The sequence below is a fragment of the Chromatiaceae bacterium genome, assembly GCA_016714645.1.
Classification (GTDB): domain Bacteria; phylum Pseudomonadota; class Gammaproteobacteria; order Chromatiales; family Chromatiaceae; genus M0108.
Window position 1 is genome coordinate 972,474 of record JADKCI010000002.1, and the last position, 23,718, is coordinate 996,191.

19 protein-coding genes, 1 tRNA gene and 2 pseudogenes are annotated in these 23,718 nt (G+C 63.3%); 16 read left to right on the forward strand and 6 right to left on the reverse strand.

The window, feature by feature from the left end; all coding sequences use genetic code 11:
• Positions 1-47: 47 nt before the first annotated feature.
• Both IPN92_11535 and IPN92_11540 read left to right on the forward strand, forming a co-directional pair.
• Entirely contained in the window at positions 48-317 is a 270-nt protein-coding gene (locus tag IPN92_11535) for a hypothetical protein (GenBank protein MBK8638874.1), read from the forward strand.
• 36 nt (positions 318-353) lie between these two features.
• Positions 354-1,100 (forward strand): peptidylprolyl isomerase, encoded by a 747-nt coding sequence (locus IPN92_11540; protein MBK8638875.1) that lies wholly within the window; start codon positions 354-356, stop codon positions 1,098-1,100.
• 91 nt (positions 1,101-1,191) lie between these two features.
• Here the strand turns inward: IPN92_11540 and IPN92_11545 are convergent, their stop codons facing one another.
• From IPN92_11545 to IPN92_11555, 3 genes are all read right to left on the reverse strand, one after another.
• A complete protein-coding gene (locus IPN92_11545) occupies positions 1,192-1,434 on the reverse strand; it encodes a hypothetical protein (protein ID MBK8638876.1) in 243 nt (80 codons plus the stop codon).
• The gene (locus IPN92_11550) at positions 1,418-1,696 is read right to left on the reverse strand and encodes a hypothetical protein (protein MBK8638877.1); all 279 of its coding nucleotides are present in this window, start codon (positions 1,694-1,696) and stop codon (positions 1,418-1,420) included. The genes IPN92_11545 and IPN92_11550 overlap by 17 nt, the downstream gene beginning before the upstream one ends.
• Before the next feature lie 589 nt (positions 1,697-2,285).
• Positions 2,286-2,362, reverse strand: a tRNA-Arg gene (locus IPN92_11555).
• Between the two features lie 102 nt (positions 2,363-2,464).
• Between IPN92_11555 and IPN92_11560 the strand changes: the two genes are divergently transcribed.
• The 4 genes and pseudogenes from IPN92_11560 to ispG all read left to right on the forward strand — a co-directional run bounded on the left by IPN92_11560 (position 2,465) and on the right by ispG (position 5,963).
• Positions 2,465-2,887: a CoA-binding protein gene (locus IPN92_11560; GenBank protein ID MBK8638878.1), complete on the forward strand. Its 423-nt coding sequence runs from the start codon at positions 2,465-2,467 to the stop codon at positions 2,885-2,887.
• 9 nt (positions 2,888-2,896) lie between these two features.
• Positions 2,897-3,700 carry a nucleoside triphosphate pyrophosphohydrolase gene (gene mazG / locus IPN92_11565; protein MBK8638879.1) on the forward strand — a complete coding sequence of 268 codons (804 nt, stop codon included), beginning with the start codon at positions 2,897-2,899 and terminating at the stop codon, positions 3,698-3,700.
• A 104-nt stretch (positions 3,701-3,804) separates the two neighbouring features.
• Positions 3,805-4,659, forward strand: coding sequence for a DUF4743 domain-containing protein (locus IPN92_11570; GenBank protein ID MBK8638880.1), 855 nt, complete (start codon positions 3,805-3,807; stop codon positions 4,657-4,659).
• 61 nt (positions 4,660-4,720) lie between these two features.
• Positions 4,721-5,963 (forward strand): annotated as a pseudogene (ispG, locus tag IPN92_11575) (flavodoxin-dependent (E)-4-hydroxy-3-methylbut-2-enyl-diphosphate synthase).
• 33 nt (positions 5,964-5,996) lie between these two features.
• Here the strand turns inward: ispG and IPN92_11580 are convergent.
• Genes IPN92_11580 through IPN92_11590 form a run of 3 tightly spaced genes read right to left on the reverse strand, consistent with a single transcriptional unit; the run spans position 5,997 to position 8,514 of the window.
• On the reverse strand, positions 5,997-6,443 hold the full coding sequence (locus IPN92_11580) for a hypothetical protein (GenBank protein MBK8638881.1): 447 nt from the start codon (positions 6,441-6,443) through the stop codon (positions 5,997-5,999).
• A 22-nt stretch (positions 6,444-6,465) separates the two neighbouring features.
• Positions 6,466-8,061 (reverse strand): polyphosphate:AMP phosphotransferase, encoded by a 1,596-nt coding sequence (gene pap / locus IPN92_11585; protein ID MBK8638882.1) that lies wholly within the window; start codon positions 8,059-8,061, stop codon positions 6,466-6,468.
• A 33-nt stretch (positions 8,062-8,094) separates the two neighbouring features.
• Positions 8,095-8,514, reverse strand: a complete 420-nt coding sequence (locus IPN92_11590; GenBank protein ID MBK8638883.1) for an acyl-CoA thioesterase — start codon at positions 8,512-8,514, stop codon at positions 8,095-8,097.
• A 252-nt stretch (positions 8,515-8,766) separates the two neighbouring features.
• Between IPN92_11590 and IPN92_11595 the strand changes: the two genes are divergently transcribed.
• From IPN92_11595 to IPN92_11640, 10 genes and pseudogenes are all read left to right on the forward strand, one after another.
• The gene (locus IPN92_11595; GenBank protein ID MBK8638884.1) at positions 8,767-10,482 is read left to right on the forward strand and encodes an alpha/beta fold hydrolase; all 1,716 of its coding nucleotides are present in this window, start codon (positions 8,767-8,769) and stop codon (positions 10,480-10,482) included.
• A gap of 91 nt (positions 10,483-10,573) precedes the next feature.
• Positions 10,574-12,124, forward strand: a complete 1,551-nt coding sequence (locus tag IPN92_11600) for an MFS transporter (protein MBK8638885.1) — start codon at positions 10,574-10,576, stop codon at positions 12,122-12,124.
• Between the two features lie 328 nt (positions 12,125-12,452).
• Positions 12,453-12,833, forward strand: a complete 381-nt coding sequence (sdhC, locus tag IPN92_11605) for a succinate dehydrogenase, cytochrome b556 subunit (protein ID MBK8638886.1) — start codon at positions 12,453-12,455, stop codon at positions 12,831-12,833.
• Entirely contained in the window at positions 12,830-13,165 is a 336-nt protein-coding gene (gene sdhD, locus IPN92_11610) for a succinate dehydrogenase, hydrophobic membrane anchor protein (protein ID MBK8638887.1), read from the forward strand. The genes sdhC and sdhD overlap by 4 nt, the downstream gene beginning before the upstream one ends.
• Positions 13,166-13,195: 30 nt before the next feature.
• Positions 13,196-14,957: pseudogene (gene sdhA, locus IPN92_11615) on the forward strand (succinate dehydrogenase flavoprotein subunit).
• An 18-nt stretch (positions 14,958-14,975) separates the two neighbouring features.
• Positions 14,976-15,668 (forward strand): succinate dehydrogenase iron-sulfur subunit, encoded by a 693-nt coding sequence (locus IPN92_11620; GenBank protein ID MBK8638888.1) that lies wholly within the window; start codon positions 14,976-14,978, stop codon positions 15,666-15,668.
• Positions 15,669-15,918: 250 nt separating this feature from the next.
• Positions 15,919-17,334: a glutamate--tRNA ligase gene (gene gltX / locus IPN92_11625; GenBank protein ID MBK8638889.1), complete on the forward strand. Its 1,416-nt coding sequence runs from the start codon at positions 15,919-15,921 to the stop codon at positions 17,332-17,334.
• Positions 17,335-17,395: 61 nt separating this feature from the next.
• Positions 17,396-18,868, forward strand: coding sequence for an NADH-quinone oxidoreductase subunit M (locus tag IPN92_11630; GenBank protein ID MBK8638890.1), 1,473 nt, complete (start codon positions 17,396-17,398; stop codon positions 18,866-18,868).
• Positions 18,869-18,959: 91 nt separating this feature from the next.
• Positions 18,960-22,163, forward strand: a complete 3,204-nt coding sequence (locus IPN92_11635) for a DUF2309 domain-containing protein (GenBank protein ID MBK8638891.1) — start codon at positions 18,960-18,962, stop codon at positions 22,161-22,163.
• A gap of 10 nt (positions 22,164-22,173) precedes the next feature.
• Positions 22,174-23,718, forward strand: coding sequence for a hypothetical protein (locus tag IPN92_11640; protein MBK8638892.1), 1,545 nt, complete (start codon positions 22,174-22,176; stop codon positions 23,716-23,718).

Genomic DNA, 23,718 nt, shown 5'->3' on the forward strand with positions numbered 1-23,718 from the left:
TATATCCTGCCAAAATCTAAACTTCACTCACTATCGAGGCTAATGACATGCGCTTCCCATCTGAACTCAATGTTTCTATTGCGGCCCTGGCGGCTATCCTGACCATGCCCGTCAGCGCGAGCGCCGCCACCGAGACAACGCCGACCAGCCCTGCGGTTGCCACTCCGGCCGTCATGGTTACCCCCCCAATCGCCGTCCCGACGACCAGCGAGGTGGTCGCCACGGTCAATGGGGTGGCCATTAGCCGCATTGAAGTCGATCAGGCCTTACGGATGCTGCTTGCCCAGAGCCAAGCTCCCGTTCTGGCCGATTTTTAGCAGCAGCGAAAAGTCCAGGATGCGGCACTCAATCTATTGATAGATGAGGAATTACTATACCAGGCAGCTAAAGGCCTCTCGGTAGCTGACCTGGATAAGCGGGTCGAAGAGAAGTTCAATGCCGCTCAGACGCGGTTCGGCTCCCCCGCGGCTTTCGAGCAAGCGCTTGGCCAGGCGGGGCTGACCGGCCAGGAGTTTAAGGATCGCCTGGCCCGTGATCTCCTTATTGCCAACTACATTGACCAAGAGGTCACCGCCAAGATCACCCTCACCACGGAGCAGGCCAAGCAGTTTTATGACGCGAATCCGGACAAGTTCAAGCAACCTGAAACCGTCAAGGCGAGCCATATTCTGATCGGCGCCGATGCCAAGGCGACTCCCGAGGAAAAGCAGGCCGCTCAACAAAAGGCGAATGATCTCCTCGCCAAGATCAAGGGCGGCGCCGATTTTGCCGAACTTGCCAAGGCGGAGTCGACGTGCCCGAGCGCCAAGAAGGGAGGCGAGCTGGGTAGCTTCGGGCGAGGGCAGATGGTCAAGCCCTTCGAGGAGGTGGCATTTAGCCTCCAGGACGGCGCGGTGAGCGAAGTGGTGGAAACCCCCTTCGGATATCACATCATTAAGTCCCAGGGGAAGACCCCGAGTGAAACGGTGCCCTTCGCTCAAGTCGAGGAGAGGATCAAGACCCTGCTGAAGAATGAGGAAGCCAAAAAGCAGTTGGCGGTAAAAATCGAGGCATTGAAACAGACGGCAAAAATCGAGAAGCCATCTTCCGCCAATCCATAAACAAAATCGGACAGCTTCCGGGTGACGAGATAGATATTTTTTATATCTCTTCTCGTCAAGCCTGGCACGAAAAGGCCAAGGCCAGACTAGGTTATGGCTTTACGCATTCGTAAATATAGTTGGCGGAAAGGTTGCTTTTATCGCCTTCACGCATGAGGAAGCTGGTTTTGTTGTATTTACCACATTCCTCGTCGGCCATGGCCTTTGCCTCCTCTGGCCGTTTCAAACTGGCATCAACGACCACATTCTGGCCGTCCGAGAGGAGTATCTCCGGGGTGCAGCCCGACAAGAAAAATGCCATTACCACCAAAAGCGGTTTAATCGGATTTTTCATTGGGATTCTCGGCAGGATTCTCTTCGGACCCTATGCAGAAGAAGTAAGAAGCGGCCCATGGGCTTTCCGCATCCGGTTTACGCACCAACCTGGCAGTCTTATTGGATTTCGCGCACTCTTTGTCTGCAAGCACCTGTGCTGCTTCGGCGCTTACGGAAGGCGGGGCGTATATAACCACGTTATCCGTTGACGAACTGATGATTTCAGGCGTGGCCGTGCAGCCAACCAATAGGGCCGAGATTGCTGGCATGAGAAATTTCATGAAGGTTCTCCTGCTTGTTGCTGGGGAGTGAGAAATGGCGGGACCTTGGTTCTCGACAGGGCAGGGCACCACAGGTGTCTTGCGCTGGCTTTATATGCAATAGGACCGCCTGGAATGTCTGGGGAGATCCCGGCAGGCATCGGGTTTTATGCACCGAAAGTGATAGGTGGACAAGATATTAGTATCCACGGTTTGCCGCATTAATTTAGCCATCCTCTGTCCTTGGGCGCATTCTTGGTTGGCCATGGCCTTCGCCTCTTTCGATTGGTCGGTTCTGGCACTAACCACTACCAGATTGTCGCTCGATCGGATGATCTCGGTAGCGCAACCCGCTAACAGCAAGGAAACCACTAGAAGTAGGATTTTCATGATTTGGCCCGCATGGAGTGGGTAGAGGGCGTAGAGCGAGAGGATTGTACCGCGCTACGCCTACCCCACGCCCGGGCACTTGTAGGCACGCGTTGATCGGATTGCCACCAAGCCGCAAATGGTGGTGGACCTGGCAGGAAATATCGGGGGAACGTAGGCACGATTTCCGGCATACCGGAAAAAGAAAAAGCCGCAGAGTGCGGCTAAGTACTTGATCAATTGGCGCGCCCGGAGAGATTCGAACTCCCGACCCTCTGGTTCGTAGCCAGATACTCTATCCAACTGAGCTACGGGCGCTTGTTTAAGCGCCCTATTATCCCGAAGGGCCCCGGGGCCGTCAAGCGTGGCGTGGGTTTTCGCCGGAACCAGGAATGGACCCTGAACTCGCGCTTCGCTACCATGGCATCCTGGTGGTCAGACTTTTTGGATATTAGCGTGCAGTTACCTCTTACACCTTCCGAGCATTCCGTTGTGATCCTGGGAGCGAGCCCGAAACCAGCCCGCTATGCCTATCAGGCTTTGCGGCTGCTGGATGATATGGGCTATCGGGTATTGCCGGTGCATCCCAATTTCGACCGGATCGATGATATTCCGGTAACTTCGAACCTGAACGCGATCCAGGAGCCAGTTCACACCTTGACCCTGTATGTCGGGCCCGAACGCAGTCGCGACCTGATCGCGGACATCGTCGCCCTGGCGCCCGGTCGGGTGATCCTCAACCCGGGTACCGAATCTCCGGCACTCGAAGAGGCCCTGGGCCTGGCGGGTATCCCCAGCGAGCGGGCCTGCACCCTGGTCCTGCTGCGTACCGGGCAGTTTTAGGATCAAGCGGTGGCCGAGCGCCAAACCTATGGCCTGGATGACCTGCTGGGCATCCTGGGGCACCTGCGTGACCCCAATAAGGGCTGTCCCTGGGACCGGCAACAGGATTTTCGTAGCCTGCTGCCCTATGTCTTGGAGGAGGCCTACGAGGTGGCGGAGGCTATCGATCAGGAAGACATGGTGGCCCTGCGCGATGAGTTAGGGGATCTCCTCTTCCAGATCGCCTTTCAAGCGCACTTGGGACAAGAGAGCGGTCATTTTGATTTCCCTCAGGTGGTTGACGCCATCTGCGCCAAGATGATCCGGCGCCATCCTCATGTTTTTGGCGAAGTGGAACTGGGGGATGCGGCGGCGGTAAATGCCCATTGGGAGCGGCTCAAGGCCAGCGAGCGGGCGCGCAAATCGGCCGAGATTCCGCCAGGTCTGCTGGATGGCGTAGCCCAGGCCTTGCCAGCCCTGGTTCGGGCGGAAAAGCTACAGCGTCGCGCCTCGCGGGGCGGCTTTGACTGGGATCAGGCCACGGAAGTGCTCGATAAGGTTAGAGAAGAGGTCGATGAGTGCGCCGAGACCCTGGCCGATGGCGCCAGCCATCGGGCCCGGGTCCACGAGGTAGGGGATCTGCTCTTCGTCGCCGTTAACCTGGCCCGCCACCTGGGCGTGGATGCCGAGCAGGCGCTCCGCGCCGCCAATCATCGCTTCGAAAAACGCTTTCGATATATCGAGCAGGGCTTGCGCGCCCAGGGCCGAGCGCCTGGTATCAAGGTCAGGGCGGAAATGGAACGGCTCTGGGCGGCCGCCAAGGCGGTGGAGTAGGGGGTATTCCCCGGAGCCGGCTGAACCGCTGCTTTTATCATTATCTCAATGCCTGCAACCGGTTAGGCCGGTTTCATCATTTCCATTCCGCAGGGATTTATCCCATGAGCTACCTCGACCACATCCGCGCCTGCAACCGCTGGGAACCCAGCCAATTCGTCCCCTTCCGGGTCGAGGGTGAACAGGTGGGTCTGATCCGCCGCGACTTTGTTCCCCATCTGCGTAATTTCCCGGCTATCCTGAGCGCTGGCGAGGCGGGCGTGGATTGGGTCCATGCTGCGACAGGGCTGGAAGAACGATCCCGGCTGCTGCATGAAGTCATCCAGGACCTGCATGCCCAGGGCATCATTGGCCACCTCCATGGCGAGCGCTACCCGGTTGCCGCCAAGACCCGGCTCCAGCCGCGGCTGTTGATCGACCGCTCCGCCGCGCCCTATTTTGGCGTAAGGGCTTACGGTCAACACCTCAACGGCTTTGTGCGTTCGCGGGATGGCCTACAGTTGTGGGTCGCGCGCCGCGCCGCCGACCGCCGCGTGTTTCCCGACCATCTGGATAATCTTGCCGCGGGTGGTCTGCCCTGGGGCCTGGGTCTGACGGAGAATATCCATAAGGAATGCCAGGAAGAGGCGGGGATGCCCGAGTCCCTCTCGTCACGGGCGGTGGCCGTCGGGGCCGTGACCTATTGCGTGGCGGGGCAGCATGGCCTCAAGCCGGATGTCATGTATTGCTACGACCTGGAGTTGCCGGCGGATTTTCTTCCGGTCAACACGGATGGCGAGGTGGCGAGGTTCGAATTGCAACCCATCGAGGAGGTGATGGCCAGGGTCCGGGACACGGATGACTTCAAGATCAACTGCAATCTGGTCATCATCGACTTTCTGATCCGCCATGGCTTCATCGGCCCGGAGGAACCGGATTACCTGGACCTGATCCAGGGACTCAGGTCGCCCTTGCCCTGAGCCAGCGGCCCACTTCCAGCCCAGCCGCAGGACACAAACTCAACTTATTGCCAGGTCGGATATGTCTCCTCAACGCCATCCCACTACCGCCGTCCAGGTCGGTCCTGTCCAGATCGGGGGCGGCGCGCCCCTGGTGGTCCAGTCCATGACCAATACGGATACCGCAGATATCGCCGCCAGTGTGCGCCAGATCGCGGAACTGGCCCGCGCCGGGTCGGAATTGGTACGCCTCACGGTCAACAATGAAGAGGCCGCCCGCGCCGTCCCGGCCATTCGCGAGGCCCTGGACGCCCTGGGGCTGGATGTCCCGCTGATCGGGGATTTCCACTTTAATGGCCACCGGCTGCTCAGTGACTACCCCGAATGCGCGCAGGCCCTGGCCAAGTACCGCATCAACCCCGGCAATGTGGGCCGTGGCGAGAAGCGTGACAGCCAGTTCGCGACCCTGATCGAACTGGCCATTCGCTATGACCGGCCTGTGCGGATCGGCGTCAACTGGGGCAGCCTTGACCCGGAACTGGTGGCGCGCCTCATGGACGCCAATGCCCGATTGGCCCAGCCGGCGGCGGTGCGGGAAGTGACCTACGAGGCCATGGTCACCTCCGCCCTGGAGAGTGCCCGTCAGGCCGAGGCCATCGGGCTGGGGCGCGATCGTATCGTCCTCTCCTGCAAGATGAGCGGGGTCCAGGACCTGATTACCGTTTATCGCCGTCTGGCGGAGCGGGGCGATTATGCCTTGCACCTGGGCCTGACCGAGGCGGGCATGGGCGCCAAGGGTATCGTGGCCTCCACCGCCGCGCTGGCCGTGCTGCTCCAGGAGGGTATCGGGGATACCATTCGCGTCTCCCTGACCCCCGAGCCTGGCGCGCCGCGAAGCCGCGAGGTGGAGGTCGCCCAAGAGATCCTCCAGGCCCTGGAATTGCGGGCCTTCGCCCCCCAGGTCACCGCCTGCCCCGGCTGCGGACGCACCACCAGCACCGCCTTTCAGCAGCTTGCCCTGGATATCCAGAATCATTTGCGGCAACGCCTGCCGGAATGGCGCCGGACTTATCCCGGGGTGGTCGCCATGCGGGTGGCCGTCATGGGCTGTGTCGTCAACGGCCCGGGTGAGAGCAAGCACGCCAATATCGGCATCAGCCTCCCCGGGAATGGCGAGCGGCCCGCTGCCCCCTGTCTATATCGATGGCGAGAAGGTGGCGACCCTGAAGGGGGAGGGCATTGCCGAGGACTTCATTCGCCTGGTGGATCAGTATGTGGTGGAACATTACGCTACCCACCGAGAGGGGCCCGAGTCGGGTGCCTAGCTCGGGCCCCTGGGCCGGATAGCCGGCGCGACCTCAAGCCGGCAAAATTGACACCACCCGATGGTGAAAGCGTGGGGAATCCGGCGCCACCGTCAGGCCCTCGGCGTCAGCATACTGGCTAATGCCGATGATGAAGGGCGTCATCTGGGCGACACTGACCCGGCAGTGGGTGCCGTCCGGATCGATGGCGGGATGGCGCAGGGCCTCGGCCATTTGCGCGGCGGCGCGGGAGGGACCATCGTGCCGATAAAGGGCATCGTTCAGCAGGATGGCGGTCCGCGAGTCCACGCGTAGGATACAGCGGGTGTCCACCTCCGCCAGTTTCACCATGCCGCCGTAGGAGCGGGTCTTGCCGGTGGTGGAACCCCATTGGGGGGCCAGGTCGCTGAGAAAGGCGATCAGCCCCCGATCCACGATCAGGGCATTGGCCACGGCCAGCAGGCAGCGGGAATTGGCCACCGCCAGGCTTGCGCTATCCATGGGTCTTCCTCATCGTTGTGAGTTATTTTTTGCCCTTCTTCTCTTTACCTGGCTTGCCATTTTCCAGATTTTCTTTTTCTATCAGCCTCCTGCCACAGGCAACATAACCGCTGTTGTTACTAAAGCTGCCAGCATCGAGGGCTGTGCGCAGGGCATCCCGCAGCGTGGTCAAGATCTTGATGCGGGCAAAGGGCTTGTCGTCGCCCTCGACCAGGGTCCAGGAGGCGGATTCCGTGCTGGTATAGACCACCATGTCGTTGATGGCGGTGCGGTACTGGGGCGCCTTGTCCCGGTTGCGCCAGTCCTCGGCGGTGATCTTGTACTTTTTATAGGGTACGGCCTCCCGCTCCTTGAAGCGCCGCAACTGTTCCTCGTCACTGACCTGGAGCCAGAATTTGACCAGAACCACGCCGCTTTCGACCAGTTGTTCCTCGAACTGATTGATTTCGTCGTAGGCGCGGCGCCACTCGGCATCGGTCGCGAAGCCCTCGACGCGCTCCACCAGCACCCGGCCATACCAGGAGCGGTCAAAGATAGTGAGGTAACCGGAGCGGGGGATATGGCGCCAGAAGCGCCAGAGATAATGGTGGGCCTTTTCCTCGTCGGTGGGGGCGGCGATGGGTATGGCGCGGTAGAGACGGGCATCGATCGCGGTGGTGAAACGACGGATGGCGCCGCCCTTGCCGCCCGCGTCGGCGCCCTCGAAGACGATCACCAGGGAACGACGTTTTTTATAGGCCTCCCAACACAAACCATTCAGTTCGCTCTGTAGCTTGGCCAATTCGGTGCGGTAGATGTCACAAGCCAGCTTTTGCTCCAGATCGAGATGATCCAGGACCGTGATCCGGGCCTCGGGGCTGGCCGGCAGGTCCAGTTGGCCGGAGGTGGCGGGGGGCTCCATGGGCGGGGGTTCGCTCAAACGCTGCTTGATGGCATGGAGCAGGGTCTTGCCCATGGTCAGGTCACGGTAGCGGACGTCCCCGGCCTCGATCAGGTACCAGGGCGAGATACCCCGGTCAGTGTGGCGAATCATGCGCTCCGCCACATACTCGAAGTGGGCATAGTGTTCCCGCTCCTTGCCCTTCTGCGGCAGCATCTTCCAGCGGCTGCGGTCGTCGCGCTCCAAGTCCTTGAGCCGATCCTGCTGTTCTCGCTCGGACAGGTGAAACCAGAACTTGATGATCAGGGCCCCATCCTGGATCAGCATGCGCTCGAAATCGACGATGCGATTGAGTTCGCCGTCCAGTTCGGCATCGCTGCAAAGGTTATGGATCCGGTGCTCCAAGGGCGCCAAATACCAGCCGCCAAAGAGGATGGCCATCTCCCCGCGCGGCGGCATGGAGCGCCAGAATCGCCAATAGCGCGGACGCTGGCGTTCCTCGTCCGTCTCGTCCCAATAGGCGAAGGACTGGAGGCCGCGGGCATCGAGCCATTCGTGCAACCGGTTGACCACCCCGCCCTTGCCAGCCCCCTCAACCCCGGCGACCAGGATGATAACTGGCATGTCTGTCTGCAATAGCTCGCGCTGAACCAGGAGCAACTGGGTGCGCAGCTCTTCCTGTTCGGTGGTGAAGGTCTCCTTATCGACCCTGCGGCCAAGCTTGATGGCTTCAAACATAGCTGTCTCCTTTTAACATATTGATTTTATTATTTACTGGGTCTTGCGGGATGCGGCGATGGGCCTGGGTCGCCCATCGGCGCCTACGGCGACGTAGGTGATGTTGGCGACGGCCACATGATGACGGCTCTCGGGGTCCATTTCGCGGCGGGCCCAGGCCCGGATCTCGACGCTGACCGAGGTGGTGCCCAACCGCTGCACCCGGGCATAGATGTCCACCAGATCGCCCACGGCCACGGGGGAGACGAAGCGGAACTCATTGACCGCAATGGTGACCACCCGACCCGCCGCCGCCTGGACGGCCACCGTGGCTCCGGCGATGTCGGCCTGCGACATCAGCCAGCCCCCGAAGATATCACCCGCGGCATTGGTATCGGCGGGCATGGCCAGGACCCGGATGGCCAGGCGCCATTGGCTGGGATCACCTTCGTCGAAGAGGTTGGGATCGGGCATAGGGGTTCCCGCTGATCAGGGCCACCAGAACCGGGGCTTTGGCTGGCGGCGGTTGGGTATCGCGACTGGGCTAACATGGTAACCTCAATGTTCATGTATGGGGTCGGATTCTGGCGCCACCAGCGGTCCCGGGAAACATTCTGTTAGACTTTGCCCCGGTGGCTTCGCGGTGGAAGGTTGAAGGTCGCCAAGAAACCGATAGGTTAGAAGATGTTACCTCGCCCAACACCTGCGGTGAAGCAGGAGACCCAGATGCCCATCCCCCCCTCGCCCGGCCGAACCCCTTCACCCCAGATCGCGCTGCCCTACGATCCGTTTGATATCCTCGGGTCCACCCTGGCGTTACAACAAGCCTGGATTCGTCATCCCGAACGGTTGACCGCCAGCTTGCAAGACCTGGCCCTCGAATCCGCCCAGATTCGTGATCACCTCATCCAAACCGCCCTCAATCTTCCTAGCGAGCCCGCGCTGGATGCCCATGTCCGCGACGAACGTTTCCAAGATCCCTCTTGGACTGAGTTGCCCGGATTTTGCTTTCTCAAGGATATGTATCTTCTTTACGGTCGCTGGTTGCAGGATGCCATCTACGCTACCGAGGATATGGACCACAAACAGCGTGAGCGGGCGGCCTTCTGGTTGAGGCAATGGCTGGATGCCATGGCTCCCAGCAATTTTTTCTGGACCAACCCAGAAGCCCTGCGGCGCGCCATCGCCAGCCAGGGACTTAGCCTAGTCCATGGCCTCGATCATTGGTTGCGCGAGGCGATGGCGGGTGAGGTGCGGATGGTGGAGCCCGATGCCTTCCAGGTCGGCAAGGACCTGGCGATCACCCCCGGTCAGGTGGTGTTGCGTAACGAATTACTGGAGCTGATTCAGTACGCCCCGGCGACCCCCGCAGTGCATGCCATCCCGGTGGTGCTGGTGGCACCCTGGATCAACAAGTACTACATCATGGACCTGAGCCCTGGCATCAGCCTGGTCCGGTATCTGGTCGAGCAGGGGTTTACCGTCTTTGTCACCAGTTGGCGGAATCCCGGTCCCGAGGCCAAGGAGACGACCCTGGAAGATTATGTGCTGGGTGGCGTCCTGCCGGTGCTGGAAGCGGCGCGCGCCATCTGCGGCGTACCCCAGGTCCACGCCGCGGGATATTGTCTGGGTGGCACCGCCCTGGCCATGCTGCTGGCCTGGCTGGCGGCCGCCCCCGGGGGCCAGGAGACCCCTCCCAACCCCGTCCCCCATTGGTCCACCCTGACCACCCTGGTGGACTTCAGCGATCCCGGCGCCATCGGGGCCTTCCTGAGTCCCGGCAGCCTGGATTTCCTGCAAGAGCGCATGGCCGCCAGGGGCTACCTGGACGGGGCCGACATGGCCACCGCTTTCCGGTTGCTGAGACCCAACAGTTTGATCTGGCATTACGTGGTTCACCGCTACCTCTATGGCGAGGCCCTGGCCCCCAACGAGGTGCTCTTCTGGAACTGCGATGCCACCCGTATGCCCGCGGCCATGCACGACTTCTATTTGCGGGAGTTGTATCTTAAGAACCGGCTGGCACAGCCAGGAAGCCTGGAGATGGGCGGGCGCCCGCTGGATCTGGGGGCGATCCGGCAACCGCTCTACGCCGTCGGCGCCGAGCAGGACCATATCGCCCCCTGGCGATACACCTTCCGACTCTGCGGCCTGATCGGCGGGCCTGCCCGCTATGTGCTGGCCACCTCTGGCCATATCCTCGGGGTCATCAACCCCCCCGTGACGCCTCCCAAGCGGCGCTACTGGGTGGGCGACGCCACCGGCCCGCAGGATCCGGATAACTGGCTGGAAAGCCTGGACAAGCATCCGGGTTCCTGGTGGGAAGACTGGACCCAATGGCTGGGCGAACGCTGTGGCCCTTTGGTACCGCCACCCGCCTTGGGCAACGTCGAGTATCCGCCCCTGGAGGCCGCACCGGGGCACTACGTCCTGCAACAATAGCCTGAAACGTGCTCGTGAAGGCTTCCCATGGCGGGGACCCTCTCCCGGTGCGCCCTATTCCCTCGATGCCCAGCAAGTGATGTCCAGCATGATGACCAACCCTAAGCCCGCCCACGCCTCCTGGCGGGCCACCCTGCGTCCCTTTCTCGATAGCCGCGTCATCGCCATGTGTTTTCTCGGCTTTTCCGCCGGGATTCCGCTGCTGCTGATCTTTTCCTCTCTGTCCCTCTGGCTGCGTGAGGCGGGAGTGGATCGCGGGGCGGTGACCTTCTTCAGTTGGGCGGCCCTGGGCTACTCCTTCAAATTTGTCTGGGCACCGCTCATCGACCGCCTGCCGCTGCCGCTGCTGACGCGCTGGCTGGGTCGCCGCCGCGCCTGGCTGCTCGTCGCTCAACTGGCTATCGCCAGCGCTATCCTGCTTATGGCGGCCATAGACCCGGCACAGGGGGGCAGCAGTCTGACCCGCATGGCCCTGGCGGCGGTGCTGCTTGGATTCTCGGCGGCGACCCAGGACATCGTCATCGATGCCTATCGTATCGAGGCGGCGGAGACCAGCCTTCAGGCCATGATGTCGGCGACCTACATCGCCGGCTATCGGGTCGGCATGGTGGTCTCGGGGGCGGGCGCCCTCTATCTGGCCGCCGCCCTGGGTTCAACCGCCGAGCAGTATGTCTTCGCGGCCTGGCGCTGGACCTACATCGCCATGGCCGGGGCCATGCTGATGGGTATCGCCACCACCCTCCTGATCCCCGAGCCGGTATCCGGGCGGCTGGCTACCCGGCGCTACGGGGCCTGGGATTACTTCCGGCTGGTGATCGTCTTCGCCAGCGCGGCCACGGCCTTCGTGGCGACCTTCTTCCTGAGCGGTGGCGTCTTCGCGGCCCTCCAGGGGCCGATGGGGCAGGGGCCCTTGGCCGGCTTCCTGGTGGAAAGCCTGCATTTCCTGGTGGCGATCCTGATGGCGGGGCTGACCGGCTGGCTGCTGGTGCGGTGGGGGGTGGTGGACCAGGCCATGGCCCGGGAGACCTGGGTCGCGCCCGTCCAGGACTTCTTCGGTCGCTATGGCACCCGCGCGGCCCTGCTGCTCCTGGCCCTGATCGGCCTGTACCGCATCTCGGACATCGTGTTGGGGGTGATTTCCAATGTTTTTTATCAGGACATGGGCTTCACCAAGAACCAGATCGCCACGGCGGTCAAGACCTTTGGCGTCGTCGTCAGTATCGCGGGCGGCCTGCTTGGCGGTCTGATGGCCAACCGCTTCGGGGTCATGCGTATCCTCATGCTCGGCGCCATCCTCTCGGCGGCGACCAATCTCATTTACGTCTGGCTGGCCTGGGTGGGTAATGATGCCGCGGTCCTCTATCTGGCCGTGGCGGCGGACAATCTGGCGGCGGGACTCGCCAGCGCCGCCTTTGTCGCCTTTCTGTCGAGCCTGACCAGCGTCGCCTTTACCGCCGTCCAGTACGCCATTTTCAGCTCCCTGATGACCCTGCTACCCAAGGTATTGGGCGGCTATTCAGGCACCATGGTCGAGGCCATCGGCTATCCGGCCTTCTTTGTCTTTACCACCCTGATCGGTGTACCCGTGCTGCTGCTGGTCTGGCTGGCGGGACGGCACCTGCAGGCCAGACCAGTTCCATAACAGGCCCGGCCCTAGATAATGTGGATATTCAGGGCCTGGAGCAATAACCACCTAAAATAGCAGTAAAAATCTCGAAGGATTATCCAGAGATTAAATCGGGATTGCTGCGGCGCACCAAATATGCGATTGTTACGACGTTAAAGGCAGGCGGCGATAGGTCAGGCCAAGGAGTCCCCTAGACATGCTCTGCTCTCTTCGACTCGCGCCAGGTGGCTGACAACAGCGCCAGGCGCGGCTCGACAGTGGCACCTCGGGTGCCGCTTGCGGCTTGGGGCTGGACCAGGAAGGACAGGTCCCGAGGTTTGGTTAAAAAAACCGGAATGTAACGATGATTACCACCCAAAAACGACCTTTCTTTCTAAATTTAATGGTGATCAGGCTCCCGGTGGCGGGGGTCATGTCGATTGGTCACCGCATCAGCGGCGTGGCCATGGTCCTCACCCTGCCCTATTTCATCCATATCCTGGCCCTCTCGGTGTCCAACCCGGCGGGTTTTGACGCGGCGGCAACAATGGTTGCCAGTTGGCCCTTCAAGGCCTTTCTGTTCCTCTTCCTGTGGGCGCTGATGCACCATTTTCTGGCGGGCATCCGCTATCTGATGCTTGATATCGATGTCGGCATCGAGAAGCCTCTGTACCGGCAAACGGCCTGGGGGGTGCTGGCGGGTGGCCCGGTCCTGGCCCTCATCCTGTTGGGAGCACTGTCATGAGCCGTCAAGCCTCGGGACTGCGGGCCTGGATTTTCCAGCGCGTGACCGCGATCGCCCTGCTGCTGTACTTTCCCTATCTCCTCCTCTCCCTAGCCTTTGGGCCGCCGGCGAATCACGCCGAATGGATGGCCTGGCTGAGCCAGCCCCTGGTCGGCATAGGCTTCCTGATCTTCGTCGGCCTGCTCTTGCTCCATGCCTGGGTTGGCGTGCGTGACGCCATCATCGACTATGTGCACCCCACCGCCATCCGCGTCACGGCCCTGAGCCTGCTGGCGCTGGGACTGATTGGCTGCGGCCTCTGGGCCCTCAAAGTCATCGTCCTGGTGGGCTAGGGCCAGGCGAGAACTGAATGCGAGAATGATATGTCATTAAACAAGCGAAACTTCGACGCCCTGATCGTGGGCGCGGGCGGGGCCGGGCTCAACGCGGCGATCCAACTGGCCAACGCCGATCTGCGCGTGGCGGTGGTCTCCAAGGTGTTCCCGACCCGCTCCCATACGGTCGCCGCCCAGGGTGGGGTCAACGCCGCCCTGGCCAACGTCCTGCCGGACAACTGGCATTGGCACATGTTCGATACCGTCAAGGGATCGGACTACCTGGGTGACCAGGATGCCATCGAGTTCATGTGCCGGGAGGCCATCCCCACCGTCTACGAGCTGGAACATGCGGGGGTGCCCTTTTCCCGCACGGACAATGGCAAGATCTACCAGCGTCCCTTCGGTGGCATGACCCAAAACTTTGGCGGCGACCAGGCCGCCCGCACCTGCGCCGCAGCGGACCGTACCGGTCACGCCATCCTCCATACCCTCTATCAGCAGAACCTCCGCGCCAAGACCCACTTCTTCGATGAGTTCTTCGCCCTGGATCTGATCAAGGACGCCGAGGGCGTGATTTGCGGCGCCCTGGTCCTGGAGATCGAGACCGGCGAGCCCCTGCTGATCGAGGCCAAGACCACCCTGCTGGCCACCGGCGGCTGCGGTCAGGTGTTCCGCACCACCTCCAACGCTCACATCAACACCGGCGATGGCATGGCCATGGCCCTGCGCGCCGGCGTGCCCCTGATGGACATGGAGTTTTTCCAGTTTCATCCCACCGGTATCGCGGGCAAGGGGATGCTGATCACCGAGGGCGTCCGTGGCGAGGGCGGTTATCTTCTCAACGGGCGTGGGGAACGCTTCATGGAGCGCTATGCCCCCAAGGCCAAGGATCTCGCCAGCCGCGACGTGGTCTCCCGCTCCATTGTCACCGAGATCAAGGAGGGGCGTGGCGCTGGGCCCCAAGGCCGATCACGTCCTCCTCAAGCTGGATCACCTGGGCGAGAGCGTCATCGCCAAGCGCCTGCCGGGCATCCGCGAGAGCAGCCGTATCTTCGCCGGCGTCGATCCCGTGGTCGAGCCCATTCCGGTCTTCCCCACCGCCCACTACCTTATGGGGGGTATCCCCACCGACCGCTTTGGCCGCGTCATGACGCCGGCTGGTGCCGGCGAGGATGCGGTACCGGGGCTCTACGCCGCCGGTGAATGCGCCTGCGCCTCGGTCCATGGCGCCAACCGCCTGGGCGGCAACTCCCTGCTCGACATCCTGGTCTTTGGCCGCCTGGCGGGCAAGAACATCATTGATTACGTCAAGGAAAACCCCTTCCATCGCACCATCGATCCCGCCAGCCTGGATGGGGTCATGTCGCGGCTGTCGCGGTGGGATCAGCGGGGCAAGGGCCCGAGCGTCCACGAGACCCGCGAGAAGCTGACCCGCTGCATGGAGGATCATGCCGGCGTCTTCCGCACCGAGGAGATCATGTCCGAGGGCCTGGATAAGATGAAGGAGATCCGCGCCGCCTTCGGCGAGGTGCGGCTCACCGACCACTCCAAGGTCTTCAACACCGCCCGCATCGAGGCCCTGGAACTCGAGAATCTGCTTGATGTGGGCATGGCCATCGCCGCCTCCGCCCTCACGCGTCAGGAAAGCCGCGGCGCCCATTCGCGTCCCGACTTCCCCAAGCGCGATGATGTCAACTGGATGAAACACACCCTCTACTTCCAGGAGGGTGACCGGCTGGACTACAAGCCGGTGCGGACCAAGCCCCTGACGGTGGAGAGTTTCCCGCCGAAAGAGCGCGTCTATTGAGCCAGGTGGAGGGAAAACATGAAATTCCGTGTCTATCGCTATGATCCCGAGCTGGGCCAGAAGCCCCGCATGCAGGAATTCGAGGTCGAGACCCATCGCGGCATGATGCTGCGCGATGCCCTCAAGGCCATCAAGGCCCAGGACGAGACCTTCGCCTTCCGTCACTCCTGCGGCGAGGGTGTCTGCGGTTCCGATGGCGTCAACGTCAATGGCACCAACAAGCTCGCCTGTGTCACCGCTATCGCCGATCTCAAGGAACCGATCGAGGTGCGGCCCTTCCCGGGGCGGCCCGTCGTCCGCGACCTGGTCGTGGACATGACCCAGTTCTATGAGCAATACAAGGCCGTGGAACCCTGGCTCAAGCGCAAGGAACCCACGCCCGAGCAGGAGATTCCGCAGTCACCCGCGGACCGCGACAAGCTGGATGGCCTCTACGAGTGCATCATGTGCGGCTGTTGTTCCACCTTCTGCCCCTCCTTCTGGTGGAACCCGGATAAGTTTCTCGGTCCCCAGGCCCTGCTCACGGCCTATCGGTTCCTCGCCGACAGCCGTGACCAGGCCAGCGCCGAGCGCATGGACTTCCTGGAGGGCCCCTACAAGCTCTTCCGCTGCCATAGCATCATGAACTGCGTCGAGGTCTGCCCCAAGGGCCTCAATCCCACCAAGGCCATCGGCCACATCAAGGAAATGATGTTGAAGGACTCGGTCTGAGCACCTATTGGCTTTAAAGCTGGCGGGTTCCCGCGATCTGGCGTTGGAACCCGCCCCCCATATCATCCTGTTTGAGCCTCCCTGCTTCTTCGTGATCCCGGGGCCTGCCTGTGCGTCCGGTTCCGCAATTTTTCTCGAACAAGGGGTAAATCTGGTCTCGGATTAATGGGATCAAGGATTTTTTCGTCCCCGCCTGAGTCTTGGCTTTTGCTAAAATCGCTTCCTTCCGTCCCATGCCCCCTGGATAGCCATGACCGTCCGTACCCGTTTCGCCCCTTCCCCGACTGGCTATCTGCATGTGGGAGGCGCCCGTACCGCCTTGTTTTCCTATCTCTTTGCCCGCCGGCATGGGGGGCGCTTCATCCTGCGCATCGAGGACACGGACCTGGAGCGGTCCACGGCGGAGTCGGTCAACGCCATCCTGGAGGGCATGGCCTGGCTGGGGCTGGAGTATGACGAGGGGCCCTTCTACCAGACCCATCGCTTCGACCGCTACAACCAGGTCATCGACGAACTCCTGGCCAAGGGCCTGGCCTATCGTTGCGACTGCCCGAAAGAACGGCTGGACGCCCTGCGCGAGGAACAGATGGCGGCCAAGCTCAAACCGCGCTACGACGGCCTCTGTCGTCATCGCGACCTGGACCCGAGCCAGCCCCACGTCATCCGCTTCCGTAACCCGGATACGGGCCAGGTGGTGGTGGATGACCTGATCCGGGGGTCCATGGCCTTCGATAACCGGGAACTGGACGACCTCATCATCCGCCGCAGCGATGGCGCCCCCACCTACAACCTGACGGTGGTGGTCGATGACGCCGATATGGCCATTACCCACGTCATCCGCGGTGACGACCACATCAATAACACCCCGCGCCAGATCAATATCCTGCGCGCCCTGGGCAAGGAGCCGCCGCATTACGCCCATGTCCCCATGATCCTGGGCGACGATGGCTCGCGCCTGTCCAAGCGCCATGGCGCCGTCAGCGTGGTGGCCTACCGGGACCAGGGCTATCTGCCCGAGGCCCTGCTCAATTACCTAGTGCGCCTGGGCTGGTCCCACGGCGATCGGGAGATCTTCTCCCTGGAGGAGATGGTCGAGCTTTTTGACATCGGCCAGGTCAACAAGGCGGCCGCGGCCTTTAACACCGACAAACTGGACTGGCTCAACCAGCACTACATTCAGCACGCGGATCCCCGGCGTATCGCCCACCTGCTGCGGCCCCATCTGGGGGATCTGGGGATCGATCCCGCCGAGGGCGCCGACCTGACAAGCGTCGTCGCGGCCCAGGCCGCCCGCGCCAAGACCCTGGTGGAACTGGCGCGTATCAGCGCCTTTGTTTATCGGGATTTTGACGATTACGAGGAGGGCGCGGCCAAGAAGCACCTGGGCCCGGTGGCGGCGGAACCCCTGGAGCGCCTGCGCGACCGCCTGGACATGCTTGCCCTGGAGGACTGGGAACCGGTGACCCTGGAACATACCGTGCACCGGGTCGCCGAGGAACTGGGACTGAATCTGGGCAAGGTCGCCCAGCCTCTGCGCGTCGCCGCCGTCGGCCGGGCCGCCTCGCCGGGCATCGACATCACCCTGCACCTGGTCGGCAAGGAGGCGACCCTGCGCCGCATCGACCGGGCGCTGGCCTACATCCGCCAAGGAGCCGCGGTGGTCTGATGCCCACCCGGTCCGCCGTGCCGCTGGCATTGCCGCGTCCCCGCGCCGCCAGGTTGCCAGAATGAACTCAGTCCCCGTCCTAAGCATCCTGCTGCTGTTCCCGGTATTTGGCGCCCTGCTGGTGGGCATGCTACCGGGTGGTCGCATCGCCCTCATCCGCTGGACCGCCATCCTCGTCGCGCTCCTGACGCTGGTCCTGGCCTGGGGCCTGCTGGGGTGGTTCGACGCCCGGGCGGGGGGCGTTCAGTGGTTCGAGCACTATAGCTGGAATCCCCGCATGGGCACGGCCATTGCCCTGGGCCTCGACGGTTTTTCCCTGCCCATGGTGCTGCTGGCGACCCTCCTGTGCCTGGTCGCCCTCCTGGCCTCGCGGGGCATCCGGGAGCGAGTCAAGGGTTACTATGCCCTGATGCTGATCCTAGAATCGGCCACCCTCGGCGTCTTCATGGCCCAGGACTGGTCCATCTTCTATGTCTTCTGGGAACTGGTCCTGATCCCCCTCTTCTTTCTCATCGACGGTTGGGGCGGCAAAAACCGCCATGGCGCGGCGCTGAACTTTGTCCTCTACACCATGGGCGGTTCCGTCTTTATGCTGATCGCCCTGCTGGTGGTCTTCGATGCCGTGGGTGTCCATTCCTTCGCCATGGCGGACCTGGCCGCGGGTGGACCGGGCCTGAACCGGGAGACCCAGGTCATGATCTTTCTGGGTCTGCTCGTGGGCTTCGGGGTCAAGATGCCCATCTTCCCCATCCACGGCTGGCTGCCCCTGGCCCACGTCGAGGCCCCGAGCCCGGTCTCCATCCTGCTTTCGGGCATCCTGCTCAAGATGGGCTCCTATGGCCTAATCCGGGCCGCCCAGATGTTGCCGGAGGCCGTGCTGGCGCTCCAGACCCTGCTGGTAGTCCTGGCCATGATCAGCCTCCTTTACGGCGGCCTGCTGGCCTGGCGCCAGACGGACCTCAAGGCCATGGTGGCCTATTCCTCGGTGAGCCACATGGGGGTGGTGCTGCTGGGTATCGCCGCCCTCAACGTCGCCGGTCTCACCGGGGCCTTGTTGCAGATGGTGGCCCACGGACTGGTGGCGGGAGCCCTCTTCCTGCTCATCGGCCTCCTCTATGAGCGGACCCACACCCGGGAGATCGGCCATTACAGCTCCCTGGTGCGGGTCATGCCGCGCTTTGCTTTCTTCACCATCCTGGCTTTCGTTGCCGCCGTCGGCCTGCCGGGGACGGCGGGTTTCATCGCCGAGCTCCATGCCCTGATCGGCGGCTTCCAGGTCTGGGGGGGCTGGGTGGCGATTCTGAGCCTGGGCGTCCTCATCAGCGCCGCCTACGCCATCCGCACCGTCGGCCGCCTCTTCACGGGGCCCGTGCGCCCGGAGATGGCGGGGGTGCCAGACCTGGGACCCACGGAATTACTGGCCGCGGGGGTGCTCACCGCCGGTTTCCTGCTACTGGGCCTCTTTCCCGCCGCCATTCTGCAGCTCGTAGGGGCCAGCGTGGCCCGTTTTGGCGCGGTACTCGCGGCCTCCTGAAGGGGATCGAACCTTGTCCCATCCGAGTCTATCGCCCCCGGCGGAGCCCGAGACCGGCAACCGCGCGCGGATTCTGGCCGCCATCGAGCATTTGGATCACGTCCTCCCCGGTCAGGCCCCGCTCCGGGACTTTGTGCATCACAACACCCTCCACGGCTTCCAGCATCTGCCCTTTCCCGAGGCCCTGGCCCAGGCCCATCACCTGAACGGCGCCGCGGGCTATCTCAGTCAGGAGAAGTTTCGCGCTTACTATCGTCAGGGCCGCATCGAGCGGCGGGATTTGGTGCAAGTCCTGGACGCGGAATCGGCATTGGCCCCCGGCGAAATGCTGTTCGCGACCCCGACGGGTCCGGTATTGAGCCGCGACATCTACCTGCTGGCCCTGCTCCACCCCCTGGAGCCCATCGCCAATAATCAGTTGGCCTGGGAACTTGAGGAGATGGGTGCCCTGGATCGTTTCCAGGATGATGTCCCCCCGGAGGTGCGCGCCCGGCTGCTGGCCGCTAGTGGCTTAGGGCAGGGCGAGAGCATCGCCGATCTCTGGAGCGCCTGCCTTGAACGGCTGGACTTGAGCTGGTACCGGCTCCACCCTGAGGAACTGGTGGACCTGACCCCGGAACGTCTGGAGGCCATGCAAATGGAATTGCAGGGGGAGGGTGCCAGCGAGGGCGCCCATCACCTGCTCCAGCGGCGCATCAGCCGCCTGGTGCGTGACGAACTCAAGGCCCTGATGGAGCGGGTTGGTCAGGACCTCACCTTGACCGGACTCCTGAGGTTGCTGACGGGCCGCGATCTGCTGGACGAGATCCGTCCCTACCTCATTCGGCAATTGGCCAACTTCCTCGACCAGGGACTGGCTGCCTGGCATGCGGCCCACCGGGGCGCGGGTTTTTATGCCTGCTGGCGGGAACTGGCCCGGATCAACCCGGGCTGGCGGCTGCTGGGGCTGGAGGACTGGACCCGGGACCTCGACGACCTGCCCGAGGACCCCCTGGAGGCCCTGATAGCGGAACTGGAGCGCCTGGGACTGCCCCCAGACCGTTGGCCCGGCTATCTGGAACGCCTGGCCCTGGAGATGCCGGGCTGGTCCGGCATCTGGCTGTGGCGCCACCGGCATCCGGACTATAAGGGATGGAGTCAGCCGGTCGGCATGCTGGATTATCTGGCGGTGCGTCTCATCCTGGAGCGCCTCTATGCCCGGCGTCTCTGCGCCGAGGAGTGGGAAATCGCGCCCAACCTCGGCGCCCTGAACCAGCACTTCGGCAACCACCCAATGGAATTCCTGGTGCGTTGGTCCCTCTTTACCGGGCCCCTGCCGGAATATCTGGCCAGCCGCGCCCAGCGCCTGGTAAGGTCCCGGCAGGATACCCTGGAACAGGCCCGGCCCGAGCATTGGCACCCCTTGGCCCAACTCATCTGGGCCTGGCGCTGGAGCCCCGCGGCGGTGCGTCTGGGTCGGGATCTTTTTCAACGTGCCTGGCCCCTCTTCCGGCTGGCCCAGCATCTGGGGATGTCGGGCGCGGCCCTGCGGGATCTGGACCCGGCCCAGCTCTTGCTCATCTTCCAGTGCCTTGATCGCCTGGATAAGGGAACCGCCGGCTCCATCTGGCTGCGGGCCTTCGAGAATCATTACCGGGACCAAATCTTTAACGCCCTCGTCAATAATCAGGGCCGAGGGCGCTGGAATAGCCGGAATAGCCGTCCCTCCGCGCAACTGGTCTTCTGCATGGATGACCGGGAGGAGGGTATGCGTCGGCATTTGGAGGAAGTCGATCCGGGTGTGGAGACCCTGGGAGCCGCCGCCCATTTCGGCGTCTCCCACTGGTGGCAGGGCCTGGACGACGGGTCAGCCACCGCCCTCTGCCCCGTGGTCCTGACGCCCTCGCACCAGGTGCGGGAAGTGGCCCAAACCGGAGCGGCGGACCTGCTGGACCGTCATCGCCGCCGGCGCGGCTGGCGGTTGTGGCTACGCGACCTCCTGCATCAGGAACTCCGCCGCAACCTGGTGACCTCGACCCTGGGCATTCTGCTGGCCGCGCCGGTGGCGACCCTGGCCTTGGTGGGTAAGGTGGCCGCCCCCCGGGGTTTTGGCGAGTGGGTCGGTCGACTGCGGCATGATTTCGATGTGAGTGTCGCCACGGAACTGGCCGCCACGGTGGATTGCTACCAGGGGGAGCCCAGTCCAGAGAATGTCCAGGCCGGTTTCGTGACGGCGGAACAGGCGCGACGGGTGGCGGGCCTCCTGAGAGTCATGGGCCTGGATACCGGCTTTGCCCCCCTGGTCGTCATCATGGGCCATGGCTCGGACAGCGATAACAACCCCCACCTCGCCGCCTATGACTGCGGGGCCTGCAGTGGCAACCACAGCGGCCCCAACGCACGGCTGTTCGCCGCCATGGCCAATCGGCCCGAGACCCGCGCTCGGCTGCGGGAGCAGGGCCTGGATATCCCCGAGGATTGCTGGTTCCTGGGGGCTGAGCACAACACCTGCAGCGAGGCCATCCTCTGGTACGATCTGGATCGGCTCCCCGTCGCGAGGGCGGGCGACTTCCAGCGGCTGGAGATCAGTCTGGGGCGGGCGGTGCGTCTCCATGCCCAGGAACGCTGCCGCAAGTTCTTTTCCGCGCCGGCCCAGCCGACCCCGGACCAGGCCCTGGCCCACGTCATGGAACGTGGCCTGGACTTCAGTCAGGCGCGGCCGGAACTCGGCCACGCCACCAACGCCTGCGCCTTCATCGGCCGGCGGGCCATGAGCCAGGGGGCCTTTTTTGACCGTCGGGCCTTCCTCATCTCCTACGACGCGACCAAGGACCCGGACGGTACCCTGCTGGAGCCGCTGCTCCTGGCCAACGGGCCCGTGGGGGCCGGCATTAGCCTGGAGTATTACTTCTCGACCGTGGACAATGATCGTTACGGGGCTGGCTCCAAAATCACTCATAACGTCGCTGGCTTCTTTGGGGTTATGGATGGGGCCGGTTCCGACCTGCGCACCGGTCTCCCCCGCCAGATGATCGAGATTCACGAAGCCATGCGGCTGCTGGTGATCGTGGAGGCCAACACCCGGGTCTTGACGGCCATTTATGAGCGTCAGCCGCCGCTCCAGGAATTGATCGGCAATGGCTGGCTCCTGCTCGCCGCCAAGGATCCGGATTCCCCCGAGATCCGGATATTCGAACCGGCCAGGGGTTGGGTCGAGTGGCCAGGGCCAGGGCGACCCTTGGCGAGGGTTTCGCGTTCCTCCGCCCACTTTATGGGCTTCATGGAACCCCTGGACCCTATTCTGATTGGCGATTGAGTCTGATCCCATGTTCGCATTTGCCTGGCTGATACCCCTCTTGCCCCTGCTGGCCGCCACATGGATCGCCGGTGCCTATGTCCTCCTGGGTAACCGGGGCGAGGCGGGGGAACGCTGGACCGCGCGGGTCGCGGTCGGGGCAGCGGCCCTATCCCTCGGCCTGGCGGTTCTGATCGGGATTCAGGCCCTGGTGATGGGTCCCCCAGGTCAGGTTCGGGTCGGGTCCTGGCTGGTCAGCGGTGACTTGCGGGCGGATATCGTCTTCACCCTGGATGGCCTGGGGCTCTCGCTGCTCCTGCTGGTCGCTTTCGTGGCCCTGATCACCATGAAGTTCTCGGTAAACTATCTGCACCGGGAGGCGGGCTTCCCGCGTTTTTTCCTGCTGCTGTCGCTCTTCATGGGGGCCATGGAGCTGATCGTAATGGGGGGCAATGCCGTGCTGGCCTTCATCGGCTGGGAGTTGGCGGGGGTGGCCTCCTATCTGCTCATTGCCTATAACTTCGAGCGCCCCGTGGCGGTTGCTAATGCCCAGCGCGCCTTCATTGCGAACCGCATCGGCGATGCCGGATTTTTGCTGGGGATCTTTTTAGCCTATCTCTGGATGGGCCGCATCGATTGGCCCCTCCGGCCGGATCAGGCCCTGGACCCCATCAAGGGGGATCTCATCGCCCTGGCCTTTCTGCTGCCGGCCCTGGCCAAGTCGGCGCAACTGCCCTTTGCCCCCTGGATCGCCCGCGCCCTGGAGGGACCTACCCCCTCCAGCGCCATCTTCTATGGCGCCCTCATGGTCCATGCCGGGGTTTACCTGCTCATCCGTCTGGAGCCCTTGCTGGAGACGACCCCGGCCATCTCCAGCCTGATCGCCCTGCTGGGCGCCCTCACGGCCCTCTATGGCTGGCTGGTGGGCCTAGCGCGGACGGACGTCAAGAGTTCCCTCATGTTCTCCACCACCGCTCAGGTGGGCCTCATGTTTCTCTGGATCGGCCTGGGCTGGTATAGCCTGGCGGCCTGGCATCTGGCCCTGCACGCCCTTTGGCGGGCCTATCAATTCCTGCATGCCCCGGCCCTGATGCAGCGCATCAGCCGGCCCGTGCGGCCGGTCCCTGCCTGGCTGGCGCGGCGGTGCGGGCTGCAAGAGGCGGCCCTGCAGGGTTTTTGGCTCGATGCCCTGGCGGATGCCTTCCTGGCGCGACCGGCCCAGGCCATGGCCCGCGATGTCATGGACCTGGACGGCAAGGTGGTCAGTCGCATCATCGGCCTGCCTGGCCAGGCCCTCGAACTCTCCTCCCTGGGCACCTCGCTGGACGGGGAGGAGGGTTGGCTCACGGCGGAGGAGACGATCGTCCGCGGGCGAGGTCTGCTGGGACGCACCCTGGAGCGGGTGGCGAATGCCCTCTTCTGGTTCGAGCAACGCTTGGTGCTGCGGGGCGGCGGGCAGGGGTTGCTGGAGGCGATCCACCGCCTGGGCATCCAGGCCAATCAGGTCGAGGAGCTGCTCGCCCGGCCTCGCTACCTCGTCCTCATGATTCTCGCCACCTTCGCGGTCATTCTCTGA

What these genes read in the sequence shown, in the direction of transcription:
- sdhC (MBK8638886.1), top strand. Translation starts at nt 12,453, where the DNA reads ATGATTACCACCCAAAAACGACCTTTCTTTCTAAATTTAATGGTGATC.
- gltX (MBK8638889.1), top strand. Translation starts at nt 15,919, where the DNA reads ATGACCGTCCGTACCCGTTTCGCCCCTTCCCCGACTGGCTATCTGCAT.
- sdhD (MBK8638887.1), top strand. Translation starts at nt 12,830, where the DNA reads ATGAGCCGTCAAGCCTCGGGACTGCGGGCCTGGATTTTCCAGCGCGTG.
- IPN92_11600 (MBK8638885.1), top strand. Translation starts at nt 10,574, where the DNA reads ATGACCAACCCTAAGCCCGCCCACGCCTCCTGGCGGGCCACCCTGCGT.
- IPN92_11590 (MBK8638883.1), bottom strand. Translation starts at nt 8,514, where the DNA reads ATGCCCGATCCCAACCTCTTCGACGAAGGTGATCCCAGCCAATGGCGC.
- IPN92_11595 (MBK8638884.1), top strand. Translation starts at nt 8,767, where the DNA reads ATGCCCATCCCCCCCTCGCCCGGCCGAACCCCTTCACCCCAGATCGCG.
- IPN92_11620 (MBK8638888.1), top strand. Translation starts at nt 14,976, where the DNA reads ATGAAATTCCGTGTCTATCGCTATGATCCCGAGCTGGGCCAGAAGCCC.
- pap (MBK8638882.1), bottom strand. Translation starts at nt 8,061, where the DNA reads ATGTTTGAAGCCATCAAGCTTGGCCGCAGGGTCGATAAGGAGACCTTC.
- IPN92_11580 (MBK8638881.1), bottom strand. Translation starts at nt 6,443, where the DNA reads ATGGATAGCGCAAGCCTGGCGGTGGCCAATTCCCGCTGCCTGCTGGCC.
- IPN92_11630 (MBK8638890.1), top strand. Translation starts at nt 17,396, where the DNA reads ATGAACTCAGTCCCCGTCCTAAGCATCCTGCTGCTGTTCCCGGTATTT.
- IPN92_11570 (MBK8638880.1), top strand. Translation starts at nt 3,805, where the DNA reads ATGAGCTACCTCGACCACATCCGCGCCTGCAACCGCTGGGAACCCAGC.
- IPN92_11640 (MBK8638892.1), top strand. Translation starts at nt 22,174, where the DNA reads ATGTTCGCATTTGCCTGGCTGATACCCCTCTTGCCCCTGCTGGCCGCC.
- IPN92_11560 (MBK8638878.1), top strand. Translation starts at nt 2,465, where the DNA reads ATGGCATCCTGGTGGTCAGACTTTTTGGATATTAGCGTGCAGTTACCT.
- IPN92_11545 (MBK8638876.1), bottom strand. Translation starts at nt 1,434, where the DNA reads ATGAAAAATCCGATTAAACCGCTTTTGGTGGTAATGGCATTTTTCTTG.
- IPN92_11550 (MBK8638877.1), bottom strand. Translation starts at nt 1,696, where the DNA reads ATGAAATTTCTCATGCCAGCAATCTCGGCCCTATTGGTTGGCTGCACG.
- IPN92_11535 (MBK8638874.1), top strand. Translation starts at nt 48, where the DNA reads ATGCGCTTCCCATCTGAACTCAATGTTTCTATTGCGGCCCTGGCGGCT.